The sequence below is a fragment of the Bdellovibrio sp. BCCA genome, from assembly GCF_037996825.1.
In the GTDB taxonomy this organism is placed as follows: domain Bacteria; phylum Bdellovibrionota; class Bdellovibrionia; order Bdellovibrionales; family Bdellovibrionaceae; genus Bdellovibrio.
The window spans coordinates 3177008-3191256 of the sequence record NZ_JBBNAC010000001.1; the positions used below are offsets into that span (position 1 = coordinate 3177008).

Annotated in this window: 13 protein-coding genes; 1 reads left to right on the plus strand and 12 read right to left on the minus strand. The window is 44.2% G+C overall.

Annotated features, from left to right (window positions below):
- Nucleotides 1–5 precede the first annotated feature (5 nt).
- Nucleotides 6–1376: a hypothetical protein gene (locus AAAA78_RS15325; RefSeq protein WP_340592928.1), complete on the plus strand. Its 1371-nt coding sequence runs from the start codon at nt 6–8 to the stop codon at nt 1374–1376.
- On the opposite strand, the gene AAAA78_RS15330 is transcribed toward AAAA78_RS15325, so the two are convergent.
- From AAAA78_RS15330 to AAAA78_RS15385, 12 genes are all read right to left on the minus strand, one after another.
- A complete protein-coding gene (locus AAAA78_RS15330) occupies nt 1373–2158 on the minus strand; it encodes a polyphosphate polymerase domain-containing protein (RefSeq protein WP_340592929.1) in 786 nt (261 codons plus the stop codon). The genes AAAA78_RS15325 and AAAA78_RS15330 overlap by 4 nt on opposite strands.
- Nucleotides 2158–3312 carry a hypothetical protein gene (locus AAAA78_RS15335; RefSeq protein WP_340592930.1) on the minus strand — a complete coding sequence of 385 codons (1155 nt, stop codon included), beginning with the start codon at nt 3310–3312 and terminating at the stop codon, nt 2158–2160. The genes AAAA78_RS15330 and AAAA78_RS15335 overlap by 1 nt, the downstream gene beginning before the upstream one ends.
- Nucleotides 3309–5087 (minus strand): HlyD family secretion protein, encoded by a 1779-nt coding sequence (locus tag AAAA78_RS15340; RefSeq protein WP_340592931.1) that lies wholly within the window; start codon nt 5085–5087, stop codon nt 3309–3311. The genes AAAA78_RS15335 and AAAA78_RS15340 overlap by 4 nt, the downstream gene beginning before the upstream one ends.
- Nucleotide 5088: 1 nt before the next feature.
- Entirely contained in the window at nt 5089–5805 is a 717-nt protein-coding gene (locus tag AAAA78_RS15345) for a DUF4956 domain-containing protein (protein ID WP_340592932.1), read from the minus strand.
- A 214-nt stretch (nt 5806–6019) separates the two neighbouring features.
- The gene (locus AAAA78_RS15350; protein ID WP_340592933.1) at nt 6020–6754 is read right to left on the minus strand and encodes a hypothetical protein; all 735 of its coding nucleotides are present in this window, start codon (nt 6752–6754) and stop codon (nt 6020–6022) included.
- A gap of 38 nt (nt 6755–6792) precedes the next feature.
- Nucleotides 6793–7842 (minus strand): hypothetical protein, encoded by a 1050-nt coding sequence (locus AAAA78_RS15355; protein WP_340592934.1) that lies wholly within the window; start codon nt 7840–7842, stop codon nt 6793–6795.
- A gap of 132 nt (nt 7843–7974) precedes the next feature.
- Nucleotides 7975–8352: a YkgJ family cysteine cluster protein gene (locus tag AAAA78_RS15360; RefSeq protein WP_340592935.1), complete on the minus strand. Its 378-nt coding sequence runs from the start codon at nt 8350–8352 to the stop codon at nt 7975–7977.
- 20 nt (nt 8353–8372) lie between these two features.
- Entirely contained in the window at nt 8373–9509 is a 1137-nt protein-coding gene (locus AAAA78_RS15365) for a polysaccharide deacetylase family protein (RefSeq protein WP_340592936.1), read from the minus strand.
- Between the two features lie 6 nt (nt 9510–9515).
- Nucleotides 9516–10934: a hypothetical protein gene (locus tag AAAA78_RS15370; protein ID WP_340592937.1), complete on the minus strand. Its 1419-nt coding sequence runs from the start codon at nt 10932–10934 to the stop codon at nt 9516–9518.
- A gap of 112 nt (nt 10935–11046) precedes the next feature.
- Entirely contained in the window at nt 11047–12315 is a 1269-nt protein-coding gene (locus tag AAAA78_RS15375; protein ID WP_340592938.1) for an MFS transporter, read from the minus strand.
- Nucleotides 12312–13592 carry an O-antigen ligase family protein gene (locus AAAA78_RS15380; RefSeq protein WP_340592939.1) on the minus strand — a complete coding sequence of 427 codons (1281 nt, stop codon included), beginning with the start codon at nt 13590–13592 and terminating at the stop codon, nt 12312–12314. Before AAAA78_RS15380 ends, AAAA78_RS15375 begins: the two co-directional genes overlap by 4 nt.
- Nucleotides 13592–14146 (minus strand): SLBB domain-containing protein, encoded by a 555-nt coding sequence (locus tag AAAA78_RS15385; protein WP_295904829.1) that lies wholly within the window; start codon nt 14144–14146, stop codon nt 13592–13594. Before AAAA78_RS15385 ends, AAAA78_RS15380 begins: the two co-directional genes overlap by 1 nt.
- Nucleotides 14147–14249 lie beyond the last annotated feature (103 nt).

Genomic DNA, 14249 nt, shown 5'->3' on the forward strand with positions numbered 1-14249 from the left:
TGTCTATGAAAACAAATAAACAAAAATCCATCTTTTTCATTCTTACATTATTAACCTCTTCCTCCGCCTTCGCACTGAATCTCAGTGATTTACAAGGGGAATCGCGACGCGAATATCGCTCTCCTCGCGGAGTTCCTGAACTTTGTGTTATTGCGAAAAAATGGCCCGGAGCCAGCTACAAAACAGGTGATCTAGAAAAAGAAAAAACTCTCTGTAATTACGATTTTTATTTGAACATGGGTATTTGCCCAAAATATACGTCAACCAACCCCGCTATTCTTTTGTTAGAGCCGAACGCAAAGTACACGAAAGAAGCCATTGATGCTTCCGACTGCAACCTTAAAAAGCTGGATGTAAAAACAGAGGCTAAGTTTAAACAGACCATCACTTGTTCAAACACATCCTCAATTGTCGCCTACTATCACGTCTCGCGTGCCTTGGGAAATATAGGTCGTGTTCCGACAACCGTTTTGCGCACGATGGATATTCAAACTCACGCCAAGCTCACGCAAAAGGCCAACGATTATTTGCGTAATGTGAATGACTCGATTCGCATCTCATGGCAACACTTCGCCGAAGTCCATAAATTTCCACGCATGTATCCCCTTCTTTTTGACAATTCTCAATCTCAGATATTTGGAGCTTTGAGTGACAACGTGAAAGACGAAGAACAGTACGGCGATGTTAGCGGCGTGGGCGACTACGATACGCGCTACCAAAGATTTCTTCGTCAAGCTCCGTTCCAACGAGTAGCAAGTTCCCAATCAGTCCCTCAACAAGTCGGCTCTTCAGAGTTCACCAAAGTGGCGCAAATCGTGACGCAAATGAAAGACGTTTCTGACATGGTTTTGTTGGACACGATGCTAAACCAACAAGACCGCATCGGAAACATTCATTATAAGTTTTATTGGTATTACATCAATCCGCAAACCACGACGATAGAACGTTCGAAATCAAATGCGAAAGTCTCTAACGGACAGATCAAAGTTCCAGATGAGGAGCTTCGAGAAATGGCCGGCCGTAAAGCCGCTCTTCTTAAAGAAATGGTTCTTAAGGACAATGACTGTGGTGTTTCAAAAACCAATATGATGAAAAAAATCGGAGCTTTGGATAAAGTTCGACATATGAGCTATCAAACGTATCGACGCTTGCTTGCGTTTGAACAAACACTCAATACGCCTGCAGGTAAAGACTACTTCATGAAAGAGCTTTTATTCTCCGCCGCTGATTATTCATCGCTTCTTAAAAACACTCAAGAGGCGAAACGAATCCTGGTGAGCAAGTGCCAGTCGAGTCAGCTTCAGTTCGATGTGGATTTGGAAAACTACGTCGCGGGAACAAACAGCCGTCGCCCAAAAACGACATGCACACTTTAACGGTATAAAACCCCTGGGGATAAGATCTCAGGGGTTCCCAGATAGGTCGCCATGGAGTTTCCGAACTTAGAAAAAGATCCGCCAACCAGTTCGAAACGGCGGATCAGTTCCACCATCCAAAGTGGAATCTTCTTTTCACACTTCAACTCAAGCACGACGTTTTTACCAGGCTCCTCAAATGAATCCGGGTGGTCATAGTGACAAAGAGACTTTTCATGAGGGCTAACACACCAATCCGTCATTTCTTGATAGCGCAAGTCCCGATCAAACGTCACACGGGCATAGTCATCAACTTCCGAAAGATAAGCCTTGCGACGGTATTGAGTTAAAATCACAGGACCTAAATTGTAAGTCATTTTCAAATGCAAAAAATCCTCTAAGTTGGTAAGCGAATAGGGGTCCATGCCGTTGGGTAAACATTCATTTTCCAGAATATTTCTCCAATCCTTTAAAAGAACCTTCGCTCGTTTTTTTCTTACGAATTCGCGAAGCTTATATTTCACTTCAAAAAAATACGGAGGCTCCGTTCCTTCCCCGTAAGAACGAATGCGCACATTGAAACTGAAAGCGCCGGCGGACTCTTTGTATCGCAAAAGATATAAGCTCGGTGAATCCAGATACAGACTGTTGATGGTATAAAAGTGATCACTTTGAATCACAGAGTAATAATCCATACTGCAGTAAGATTCGACAAAACGTGAAATCGGATCAATCAACTCAGGTGAGATCAAATACTTCAGCTCATAGCGTTCTAGATTTAACGGCGACACCTGCTGTCCCATCAGATTTCCTTTTGTTTTTTATCGATGTAGTTTTTGTCAGGATTCTTAGTCAGGGTTTCACTTTCCAAAAGGTAATTAAGGTAAAGCATTGTGATTTCTTGTTGTTGGTTCAGCAGATCTAATTGTTCCTGTCGCTGGGCTATTTTGCGATCCATATTTGTCAAAGAATCCAGCGTGCCCACGGTGATTCGTTCCATTTTCTTGGCACTTCGATAGATTTCGATAAGGTTTAAAATCTGAGTTCGCAAATTTTGCAGCTGGTCCCCGCTTTCTTCGAGTTCTTTTTGCTTCAAAGCCCTCTTGAGAATCAATTCATTTTGCTTTTGTTTGGCCAACACATCTGAACCCAAAATCGGAATCTGAATCACCAGTTCCACCTCGTACTGTGCGTCGGCATCCTTTTTTTTCTTTTGACTGAGTTCCAGTGCTTTAACCCACTGCTGTTCTCGGCCCTTAACGATAGCCAGTTCCTGTCCCATCTGCTCGATTTCTTCATGAATGATTTTCTTGCTCAAAGAATCTCCGTCGTGAAAATGCTCCTGCAAAGCCGTCGAGATATCTTCGACTTGAATGAGATCCATGCTTTCCACTTTTTTCTCTTTGGCATCGGGGACCCAGTTCAGAATTCTTCTTAGTAAGAGATCACGTTCTTGAGTCAGCGTACTTTGGACCCTTTGAAAACGATAAAGATCGGATTTTGCAGATAGGAAAGCTTTTGACGTCCCACGGCCCGCACGCAAAGAAAGACTTTGCGCTTTGACGTATCTTTCAGAAAGAGACACAGCATCCTCAACGCATTTTAATTTCTGCTGGGTGAGTTCAAACAACAAAAGAGCATTGTAGCGCGTTTGTAAAGCCCACCCTAGTGATGTGTTTTTAAGAAGTTTTTGTTCCTCAGTCTTACCCCGGCCCCGGGTCCACTCAGGCCAAGATTTCAGCTGAAACTTAACTCCAATTTCAGTCGCTTCAGTGCCGTTTTGTTCATGACCAACAAAGCCCTCGACGTTTCGCAGTGGATTTTTAGAGTCCGTGGCCTGAATTTCGTCATAAGACAAATAGGTCTTGTCCGTCCAGGCTGTTTTAAGGACTTGCTCCGCTGTGACGGCGACGGCCACCGAAGAGCTTAAAAACACCAAGAGCCCGAACAGTTTCATTCTCGCCTCTTTGCCGTCAGGAAAGGAATCGCGATAAACTGCGCATGTTTGGTATCAAAAACTCCATAAATCTGCCGAGGATTCGGAGAAACCGCGATGCCTTCTAACTTTCGCACGTTAAACTCTTGCACAAGTTCCGCTGTTTTCGCTCCGGGACTCAGCTTCCACAAAGCACTACACTGTTCGTCTCGACAAGAGGAGGCCACATAGACCAAATCCCCTTCAGATATAATGTCAGTCAAATATATTTCTGAATCGACATTAGGAAGCTGATATTGAAACTGAAACGCGACAGTCACATCATCAGGAGAAATTCGTCCCTTAGTTAAAGCTCTTTCCAAAGCTTTTATGCGTAAAATGATTCCTTGATTTTTGAAAAGTATCGGACGCTTCAGAGCGAGATATAAGTCATCCCCTTTAACAAAGTGCCCTTCGACCTCCAGATCATCTTCCCTGCCTCCCTGTGCGTGCGAATAGATATCACGAAGCACCCGGTCTGAAGAATTTTTTATCGCATCCAAAAGAGCCGTTCGTAAATCCATTTCCTTTTCCAGTTGAAACTTCAATCCATCTCTTTTAATTTTAACAAAAAGCTGGCGTTCTTTTTTCAAATGACTTTTCTTTGTCGCAGACAATGAACTTAAAAGATAAAGGTAAGAGTCCTGAACTGATATTGATTCGATATCCTCCATTTTGTCCAAACCTTCTATCGGCAACATCTGCTCTGCCACTTCACCATGCTGATTCATCAACAGAATCAAAGGACGAGAGTTTGGATAATCATCCGAGATCACAGCAAACTGTCGTACTTCAGGGAGATAAACTAAACCGGATACTTCGGGGCGAAATTGATCTGTAATCTGCGCCGGAAAGTGAATATTCTCAATTGTAGGATGGGTCGGCTCCCATTTCGTTTCACTTTCATCGGCTTGGGCGGTGCTAAACAATGTGATTCCCCAAGAATGGCGAACCGTGACTTTTTCACCTAAAAGAAATTCATTGCTTTCAGGAATTTTCAAAACGACCTCACGTCCCCATGCGGGCAGCGATTGAATGCGCAGAAGTCTTTGCGGAATAGGAACGATGCGCGACCCGACACTGATGACCTGCCCTTGCACTTTCGCTCCCGCCACAGAGGAAACCACCATCGCTTGTCCCACCTTCACCGACGAACGCAGATTTTCATTCACGTATCCGCTCACATAAGTAGGATTGATCGGCACCAAGGTGATTAGCGGCGCAAAAGCGGGAGCTTTTTCACCATCCTTAAAATTCACGCTGCCAACGGCGCCATCGACTTCTGAAAAAACAAAGAGATTACGAAGTTTACTTTCGATCAAGCCGATTTCACGTTTTGTATCATTCAGTTCGACTTGCAAGGGATCTGCCGAATCGGGCAAATGTGGAATATCTCGGGCAAGCAAGGAAATCTGTTTACGCAATTTGATTTCCGCTGAAAGACGGTCAAAGCGAGCTCGCAGCGTGCGCAATTGCAAATCAAGATCCGCCTGACTGAGTTCAATCAGCAAATCACCTTTTTTAACAATTTGATTTGGTAAAACATGCACATGCTTGATCTCTACGGAACTATCGAAATTAACATGATATTCCCGTGACTCAGCCACGCCTAAGATACTCACGGAATCTGTTCCTAACACCAGACCAAAACAGAGAATGGAAACCACGGCACAACACCAACAGCCAAAGAGGAAACGATTATCGTGTCCCACAACTTCAGAAAAAAAGGATTTGAAAAACGCTTTGAGGGTTTTCATTTTAAACCTCAATCACAGATTCTTGGTTCATAAAATTCAAACCACGTACTGATTGAACTTTGCCCAATTCTTCAATAAGCTGCGCTGACGTGGCTTGAGGCTTCAAACGAATCTGGTAAGAAAAATCCAGCCGCTCCCCTTGCCCCACCTCACGAATGGTCGCCAAAGCAAAATGGCGACACTGTCCTTCAAGAACATTCTCGACCAGACGTTGTTCATCAGCAGAGCGCGAAAGGTTGAAACGCAGCAGTCCATCAAACTGAGGACCCGAAGCAAATGAGGACCCTTGTAAAACGATAAGCGCGACGACAAAGCACGCAGTGCCAAGAATAGCTATACCATAAGCATGAACGCCCGACGCCAAGCCTACGGCCAATGAAGCAAAAATAAAGAACATATCACGGGGATCTTTGATGTTCGTACGAAAACGCAAAAGAGAAAGCGCTCCAATCATACCAATACCACGAGCCACATTGTCACCGATCGCCTGCATGGCAATAGCAATCACAATGGGAAGCAACACAAGACCATGCAAAAAATTAAGAGAATAGGAAAGCCCGCGAAAGGTCTTCACATAAATCAAAGCCAACACAGTTCCCAAAACAAAACTCAGAAGAAACGCGTAGATGATAGAGATCCATGTCGGGTTCGCAAAAGAAGAATTCAGAACAGAAAAATCCAACATCGAAGCCCCCAAGTAAAAAAAGGCTTTATCCATTCTGACCTACGATTTTTCAAGAACAACGACTTTCAGATGTTGATGTAAATCAACATCCAATTTCACTGAAGAAATGTAGAATATTAAATTAGAAACAATAACGATGAAGATTTTTAAGAGGGTAATTTGGCAGTTTTATCAAGGCGCAAGGAGAAAGGCGTACACCCGTACGCCGCCGACGCAGCAACGCAGAGAAAACTGCCAAGGCACCCTCTTAAAAACGGAAGCCTAGTTTGCCGCTGTATATTGAATCGTTGTAACGATCAATCTGCAAAGCAATAAACATCTTAGCAATATCAACATTGATTCCAAAGACACTGTGGCCTTCAAGAATATCTTCTTCCACAGTTGTTTGATTATCGGTAATTCCATCAGCGCCGCCGATAAATCGACCAATCGCACGAACCTGACCGGCACCGACATAAATCGCGACATTATCCATGGCCACGGTGGCAATGATATCGCCACCTAAAGTGGAGACATTGATTAAATTGGAAAAATTCGCACCGCCGCCATAGAGCATCGCCGTCAGTGTTAAAGGGAAAAAGTGAGCTTCGTAAAAACCCCAGCGCACCTGTGCGCCGTAACTCTGAATATCTTCGTTTTGTCCAAACGGAGTGAAATAAACATGAGTATCAATGTTGTAGTAAAGACCTTTTCCTAAAGTAAGAGTGTAGTAATTGTACTCGCCTTTGTCCGTTGTCTTACTGCCCAGACTTGCCAAATCTTCGACGGGAATAAACTCAGAAGAGACACCTATCTCCACACCGGAATATCCACCCAGCGGATAAGGGTTGTCCAAAATTTTTGATGCGGACCCCAAACCTAAAATTTGCAAGGCGCGAATACGATCTTCTTTATTGAGATTTTTTGGCAAAGCCGTGTTCGCCTGGGCGAAAAACACAGAAATAGAAAAAGCTAAAAAAACAATAAGGCGAAGAAATTTCATCGCCTTATTCTTGTCATAAATTAAAGGGCTGTCCAGCTTTAAAGAGCTGCCACCGTCGTTTGGATTTGACTCAAAGCTGTATCTGCTAAGCTTTTGATTGCAGGGTCAGAGCTTTGCGCAAGCTGTTGAAAGATCGGAATGAACTTAGAGTAACTCGTTACCGAACTTGTTGTCACGTCGCCACGAGAGTTACGTGGATCCGTCGGCGTTCCTTCTTTCGCTTTTCTATAACCTTCCAACACGACTTGAGCCGCCGTTTCGACAACATCCGCATTGGAGCTGCCTAACGCACTCGCCAGGATTGGAAGACGTGCCGTCACTGCGTAACTCATCAGATAAGCATGAGCTTGAGTTTGAACCTCTGGAGCCAATTGCTCGTAGTACTGCGCCGTGATCGAAAAACTCTTTACGTTGTAAGCCGCTTTCGCCGCAACTAAACCCAATGCCTGAGTTTCAGATTTATTGGAGCGATAAAGATCTGCGACGATGGCATAATAAGTTTGATCGTCGATCTCTTTGTTCTCAAAAGCCTGGATCAATTTCGCTACATTTTCTTTTGTAGGTTGTGCTCTTAAAAGAGCCGTCCATTGATCGCCACTCAAATTATTTTTAGCTTGTTGTTGCGGGTTTTTATCAGGACTGCTGTCGTTCACAACGTTTTCTACACGTGAATTTGAGACACCACCGTTCATAAAGCCATCTTCACCCCAAGTCACTTTTGTGTCAGCGCCCACGATTTGAACGTCGACCGATTTCTTAGGATCTTCCGCTTTTTTCTCTGCATTTTTCTTTTGCGCTACGGCTTTAGGAGCCACAGGAGCCACGGGTTTTTTGGCTTCCGCTGTCTTTTTCGCTTCTTCTTTTTTCTTAGCAAAAGGATTCACGTATTTACGGGATACTTCACGATCACCAAGATCAAACAAAGCCGCCAAGAAAGAGTTCTTAGGGCGAGGCATTTCGTAAATCACATCTTGGACTTCGTTAAGCACTGATTGAACAGGAGATTTCAAAACATAACTCAGGCCTGCCACCATCACCAGGGTCAGTCCTAGAATCGACATTTCGAGTTTTTTATCTGTGAAGCTCATAGTAGCCTCCTGTTCTTACAGTTAGTAAGAGCAGTGCTTATGCCACCTTAGAGCGTATATAGACGAGTTGGCACAGCTCACTCTGAGACAGGGACAAACTTGCGTCTGGCACTGTCTAGAAATCCAACAGTCTCAGTTTGAGGCGCCCGGACAGAAACCGGGACGAGGCCCAATAGAGGGGAACTGACGGCAAGTATCGGGACGTTTTTCATAGACGGTGCACAGACGTGTTTTGGAGTCTAAGAAATAACAATCGCGGTTGGCTTTTTGCGAGAGCATGAAGAACTCTGTGCCCTGACGGTAGGACACAATATAGCCTTCTTTCATCAAACGTTTTGCGAGTTTTTTGATAGAGCCTTGCGCCTCATCTTCAGTGCAAAGCCCTAAACGAATAAGATCTGAAATCTTGATTTCCACCGGCATCGTACAACAGCCGCCCCAGCAGCCTTTGCACATATCTGTGCGATAGGGTTTCCATGTAGAGGGGCGGTCGACGTCGGGTCTTTTCATCTTAACTACTAACTAAAAAACTAAGGCTGTCTTTTTCTAACAAGTTTACTGTTGTATCGTGCAGACGGATCTGACGATTGAAGTAATACAATACTGTACCCGCGGTTGTAAATCTCGCGGAGGAATTGCGGCATCACTTCCGCCGTTTTTCTTTGAATATCATGGAAAAGAATCAATCCACGACCACGAGCATCCAATTGCGCCAGCGTATTGCGAAGCATTGTCTCATTAGGCTGAGCCTTCCAGTCTTCACTGTCGATAGACCAGTAGAACTCTCCTGTAGAATTTGTTCTTAAGAAGTTCTTCAGTTCAGGAGACGACTCTCCATAAGGGAAACGGAAGAAAGGATCAACCCAACCAAGCACATCGTAAACGGCCTGATGTCCGCCTTTGATTTCTGCAACCGCTTCATCAAAAGAGAAAACGTGACCATTGGTTTTACGACAAGCCGAACTTGTTCCCAAACAAGCGTGAGTGACCGAGTGAGAACCTACGGCATGCCCATCAGCTGCGACCTTTTTTACGATCTCTGGATTCAAACGAACGTTTTTACCCATGTGGAAGAAGATCACTTTTGCATTCACTTCTTTTAAAGAACGCAAGATGGATTCTGTATAAAGGTTGCTTGGACCATCATCAAAACTGATGATCACTTCCTTACGAACCACATCACCTGTCACGGCGAAGTAACCAGCCGATGTATCGCGTTTCTGCACATTTGTCGGGAATTGGAATCTATTTTGTGAGGGCTGCGCGCTCAATGCATTCACGGCCACTGACAAACGGGATCTTTCAGATTCATGGTATTGCTCAAGCTTTTCCAACAATTGCTCTTTGCATGAACTTACCAACGCTCTATTGTTAACGTCGTTCAATTCATTTTCAAAAAGCGTCAAAGATTGACCGTCTAAAGTATTAAGCTCTTTGCAAAGATCTTCTTTCAACTGTTCACGTTGAGAAGCGTCCTGCATAAAATCTTGGCGCCACTGAGCAAACAAGACTTCCGGATTGGCTTTGGATTGCTCCCATTCCATAAGTGATTGCGCGTTTTGGTTGTCAGTCACGGCTTGCTGTACACTCTTACCCACTTGGCTTCCACAACCAATAAGAGAGCCTGTTGCCAACACTGTAAAAGCACTAAGGATTACTTTCTTCATAAGCACCTACTGTGATACGTCTGTCCCCTGCCCAACATTTAGAACATTCCAAGCCACTTTCTGTTGCTCGTCCCCTTGTTCATTTTCTTTTCCAGCCTCCGGCTTTTTCAAACTAAATTTAATTTTGGAATTTTCGATGATCACACGTGGATCCACAGAGTGATTGTCGAAAATAACCAAGTTGCGCGACGCTTGCGCCGTCACCACGTGAGGATTCCACAAGTATCTAAAGTAAATCACCAAAGATCCGATGAACTGACTAACAAGCAAAGAAAGAAGTCCTAAGCTTAAGAGTCCGATTTGTGGCAACGTCGTTTCCCAACGGGCTTGCTCCATCACTTCAAAACGAGTGTCGATGGAGATTTTTTGCGCTTCCAATTTTGCAAGTGAAGTGCTGAGTTCCTTGTAGCGATTGAACTCCAACTCTGATTTCTTTTTAAGATCTTCCACCATTTGCGCGGCAAACGGCAAAGTCTTCACTTCTTTTTTCAGACGAGCGATCGAAGATTGAACTTGCGACAACTTTTCTGAGAGCAAACTGTTTTCAATCTTCAAAGATTCAATCTTACCACCAACGCCATAAAGAGCGCTTTCTCTTTGACCGGAGCGGCCGCGTTCCAAGTATTGAATCATTTTTTTGTTTTCAGCCATTTTCAATTTGATTTCGTTGGCGCGAACCAAAAGATCAGAAACGTAGTCGCCCATCTTGTCTTTTGACGCCAACGGAAGAAGGTTCTCATCTTTATTTTGCATGTCTGCAAGCTGCTTACCCAATAATACCAACTTCTGATCGGCCTCTTCTTTTTGTTTGGCCATGAAGTTTTCAACACGACCAATTTCATCCAACTCGCGCTTTTTCAAAATCTCCGCGGCCAATTCAGAAGCTGTGTTTGACAAGAATAAAGACATCGCTTTGATCGGTGTCACCGCTACGACCTTGATTTCAAAGTCCGAATCCAATTGTATTTTTGTCCACTTATCAAGACGCTGCAAAAGTTCTGTTTTATCGTCCGCTGTTTTAACATTTTTGAGATAGTTGTTTTTCAAAATCTCATAACCTTTGCGCTCTTCCATCGTGATCAACGGGCTATTGCCACGCTGTTGGATGCGCGCCAAAAGGGCGTCGTAAAACTCACGAGTTTTCAAATACTCAATGTGCTTTGAAAGAAGACTGCTGCCCTTTTTGGATTCCTGCACAGTTTTTGATAAACCAAAAAATTGATTAGAAAAAGCCTGCATTGCTGAGTTTTGGGAGTCATTAATAACAATTGTCGAAGAAGCGACAAACGGAATCTTAACGACGTAAACTAGAACGCTGATAGCGAACAAAGCGGCTGTAAACAACGCGAACATACGCCAGTGGGATAAATAAAGCTTAATAATTTCACCCACGGTTAATTCCGGTTCAATATGTTGATCACTCATATTTCCCCACCTTCAAAGAGACTATGTGACATGTCCCTTCAAGCACTGGTTGTGCCACTGATTTTCAGCCTTGGCTTGTGTTTAATCTGTAATGAGGATTAATGCTTTGAAATTACTTCAGGGGTGAGCCTGCATTTGACAACTTCCAGAGGATGAGGACCGCCCCAATGAAAAGGCAGCCAACGAGAGGCCCAAATGCGAGACTTAAACGGAAATAAGAGCTCGCCGGATTATCGACGCGGGCCCATGCCAAAATTTGTCCAGTTACAGCCAAGGCCAAACCCCGAGAAATCTTCCCAATCATCTTCCAAACGCCGAAATAAAGGCCGAGTTCATCCTTTCCGGTGCGCGCCTCTTCGTCCTTCACAATATCCGTTAGCAAGGACTCTAACAAAACGGCAGAACCTACCAAAGCTCCACCTAGGCCGGAAGCAAAAAGCAAGGTCCATACAAGATCCTTTGGAGGCAAAAAAGGATAAATAAAAGTCGCCGTCAGGCCGAGTATAAAAACGCCCGCCATCAACGCCTTTTTTTTAGAAACAAATCGAACAAGATAAACCCATAGCGGAATCGACAACGTAAAGATTATCAAAAAAGTCAGAAGCACCAGACTGATTTGCTTTTCATCAAATTTCAAACGCAGACGATAGAAATACAGCGCCAAGGATGAATTAAAAGTCAGCCCCATGTTCGCAATAAAATAAGCGGCTAACAGAGGCATGAATTGTTTGTTTCTAAATGGCATCGATAAAGAAAAAATGCCCTGCTGAGTATTCTGATCCGGAGGCCGATTGTATTTGCGAGCCGTGAGCCAAGAAATAAAAGTACCCACAGCCAACAGCCCAACAATGGCCCACGCGGTGAGACCGTAAGGCTTGTACTCTTTCACGATGAGGAAATAACTGGGAATGGCAATACCACAAATGGCACCGATATTACCGTAAGCCAGGCGCCACCCAATCAGACGGGAACGTTCATGCTCTTCGCTGGAAAGGTCACCGACAAGAGCTGAATAAGGCACGCTTAAGGTTGTGTAGGCCGTGTTTACCAGCAATGAAAAAAACAAAAGATAAGAAAACTGACTCCAGGAACTTTTCAAAAATGGAGGATTCAGAAGGCCCAGGATTGAAAAAGATAAAAATAAAAAACCCCATGGCAAAAGGGAATAGCGTTCGCCTCGACGCGTGCGCAGTCGATCAGAATAATGACCTACGATAGGATCAATGATCGCATCCCAAAAGATCGCCAATCCCAAAGCCAGTCCCGCTAAAGTAGAATTGAGTCCGACATGTTCTGTATAAAAAACTAAGAGATGCAGTCGTATGAAGATTTCAACACAGTTTATGCCAAGCTCAGCAAATCCGTATCCGGCACCCTTCATGATTTCCCTGTCCGTGATACAGAGGCTGCCACAAAACCGAAGACCATCCAATATAAACGGTCTGCCATGCCTCCGATGGACAAGTGAACGTGATAAATAACAAGAATAGGAATATGCGCCAAAAGATAAATGGCAATTTGTCGTTTAGAAATATCGAAAGACGTTAACGCTTTGACCGCGCCCACTGACATGAGGATCAAAGCCACCGCACTTAAAACCAAAAGAGGCCAACCGCCAATCACACCCGCAGAAACAAAAATATTATGGGGATCTTTCATCGCGTTGTAGTTAGAGACATCGACGTCATTGCCGGCTGCAAATTTTGACAACAAACCGTGTCCCAACCAAGGCTCTTCCAAGAAGATCTGACTGCCGCGCTCCACTTCTTCCCAGCGAGATGCCACCCCGTCTTGCGCTTCACGTCCACCCAGGGAGCTCTGTCCCGTAGCAATGCCGTGAGCGAATTCATAAGTCTGCATACCAAAAAATAAAGTGAAGGTGATGACGAATGCTAAAAACGCGAATTTAAAAATGCGACCCTGATTCGTAGCCGTCTTGTGCAAGATCATTGTCACAACAAAAGCCATTAAAGCTGCCGCTGCCGATGAGCGAGTGCCCGTAAGAATGATGGCAAAAAAGCTGGCGCACAAAATCAGCGCGCTCCAAATCTTATGTTGCAATTTTTCTTCCTGAAGAAAAGTGCCCAATGAAAAAACGTAGGCCACGGTCGCACAGGTCACCATGTGAGGAATATGCTTAAAGACACCCACAAAGCGTCCGCCTTTATAAACGCTTCCTCCGGCAACAACCCATAAAGCCAAAGAGATCAAAACCAAAACACCCGACCATCGCTGCACGTACTTTAAGAAATCTTCCGCATCCCAAAGACTCGGAATGATGACGCCGTAAACGGCGATCATAAAAACCGCAACGGCCAAAGCACCGATCTGCAAAATGGCTGACTCTTCCTGGTTCACATAATGCGCTTGCAAAAGCGTCTGTACCGTTAAGGTGAGTATCAGAAAAAAAAGAAAAAGCTTATAAAACCCACTGAGATGATTGCGATCTCGAACGCGCAACCAAAGAAGCACTAAAGGCACACCAAAAAGTCCGCATAAAAATACGTTCACAAATGGATGCAGACCTTGTTGAAAAATAAAATAGGAAAAACTTTGCGGCACAGGCAGCAAGCTGCCCAAAGAAATTTTAGAAATAAACAGCAAGGCCACGAGGGCTTTTATTAAAAATAAAATGCGACCATCGCGGGCTGTGATCATTATTTCTTTTCCGTGTTTTTATCGATAAGGACAGCCGTAAGCACAATTCCCAATACGATAGACACGATTGTGATATTACGAGAAGCCTCAGAGCTGATCCAAGGAGTTCTTGGTGGAACATACACGAAATCATCTTGTTGCAGTTTCAAATTGCGTGCGCCGCCGTACTTAATAAATTTTTCGGCATCGACTTCGTAAGCACCTTGATATTCGTTGATTGCTTTGGATTTAATTTCTGCCCAAGTTTTAGGCTCCATTTTACGAACCAACACTTCAGATAAATCTCCGCCATTGGTTGTGCCGCCCGCCAATGTTAAAAGTTTCAAAAGATCCGTGTTTGCCGGAATGTAATAGATCCCCGGTTTATTCACGGCTCCTAAAAGCTGTACAGTGATCAAAGATTCTTTAGGTGAAGAGCGGAAAATATATTCTGAGGACTGTTGAGGTGGTTTGATGTCACTCAACAAACCCACTTCTTGTGCATGAACTGTTTGAGCACAAGTAACCCAGATAATAACAGCCATAAAAAAGCGAACGGTTCTACGCAAGAGCATGTATCCTCCTCAAAACTACACCAGCTCCCTGGACCTAAATCGAGAGCGGCAACTGGTCAATGAATTTCGATGACTTGACTTCAGTCTATACCTCACAATGGAG

Excerpts from the sequence above, each read along its gene's own strand:
- AAAA78_RS15325 (WP_340592928.1), top strand. The coding sequence starts at position 6 with ATGAAAACAAATAAACAAAAATCCATCTTTTTCATTCTTACATTATTA.
- AAAA78_RS15330 (WP_340592929.1), bottom strand. The coding sequence starts at position 2,158 with ATGGGACAGCAGGTGTCGCCGTTAAATCTAGAACGCTATGAGCTGAAG.
- AAAA78_RS15335 (WP_340592930.1), bottom strand. The coding sequence starts at position 3,312 with ATGAAACTGTTCGGGCTCTTGGTGTTTTTAAGCTCTTCGGTGGCCGTC.
- AAAA78_RS15340 (WP_340592931.1), bottom strand. The coding sequence starts at position 5,087 with ATGAAAACCCTCAAAGCGTTTTTCAAATCCTTTTTTTCTGAAGTTGTG.
- AAAA78_RS15345 (WP_340592932.1), bottom strand. The coding sequence starts at position 5,805 with ATGGATAAAGCCTTTTTTTACTTGGGGGCTTCGATGTTGGATTTTTCT.
- AAAA78_RS15350 (WP_340592933.1), bottom strand. The coding sequence starts at position 6,754 with ATGAAATTTCTTCGCCTTATTGTTTTTTTAGCTTTTTCTATTTCTGTG.
- AAAA78_RS15355 (WP_340592934.1), bottom strand. The coding sequence starts at position 7,842 with ATGAGCTTCACAGATAAAAAACTCGAAATGTCGATTCTAGGACTGACC.
- AAAA78_RS15360 (WP_340592935.1), bottom strand. The coding sequence starts at position 8,352 with ATGAAAAGACCCGACGTCGACCGCCCCTCTACATGGAAACCCTATCGC.
- AAAA78_RS15365 (WP_340592936.1), bottom strand. The coding sequence starts at position 9,509 with ATGAAGAAAGTAATCCTTAGTGCTTTTACAGTGTTGGCAACAGGCTCT.
- AAAA78_RS15370 (WP_340592937.1), bottom strand. The coding sequence starts at position 10,934 with ATGAGTGATCAACATATTGAACCGGAATTAACCGTGGGTGAAATTATT.
- AAAA78_RS15375 (WP_340592938.1), bottom strand. The coding sequence starts at position 12,315 with ATGAAGGGTGCCGGATACGGATTTGCTGAGCTTGGCATAAACTGTGTT.
- AAAA78_RS15380 (WP_340592939.1), bottom strand. The coding sequence starts at position 13,592 with ATGATCACAGCCCGCGATGGTCGCATTTTATTTTTAATAAAAGCCCTC.
- AAAA78_RS15385 (WP_295904829.1), bottom strand. The coding sequence starts at position 14,146 with ATGCTCTTGCGTAGAACCGTTCGCTTTTTTATGGCTGTTATTATCTGG.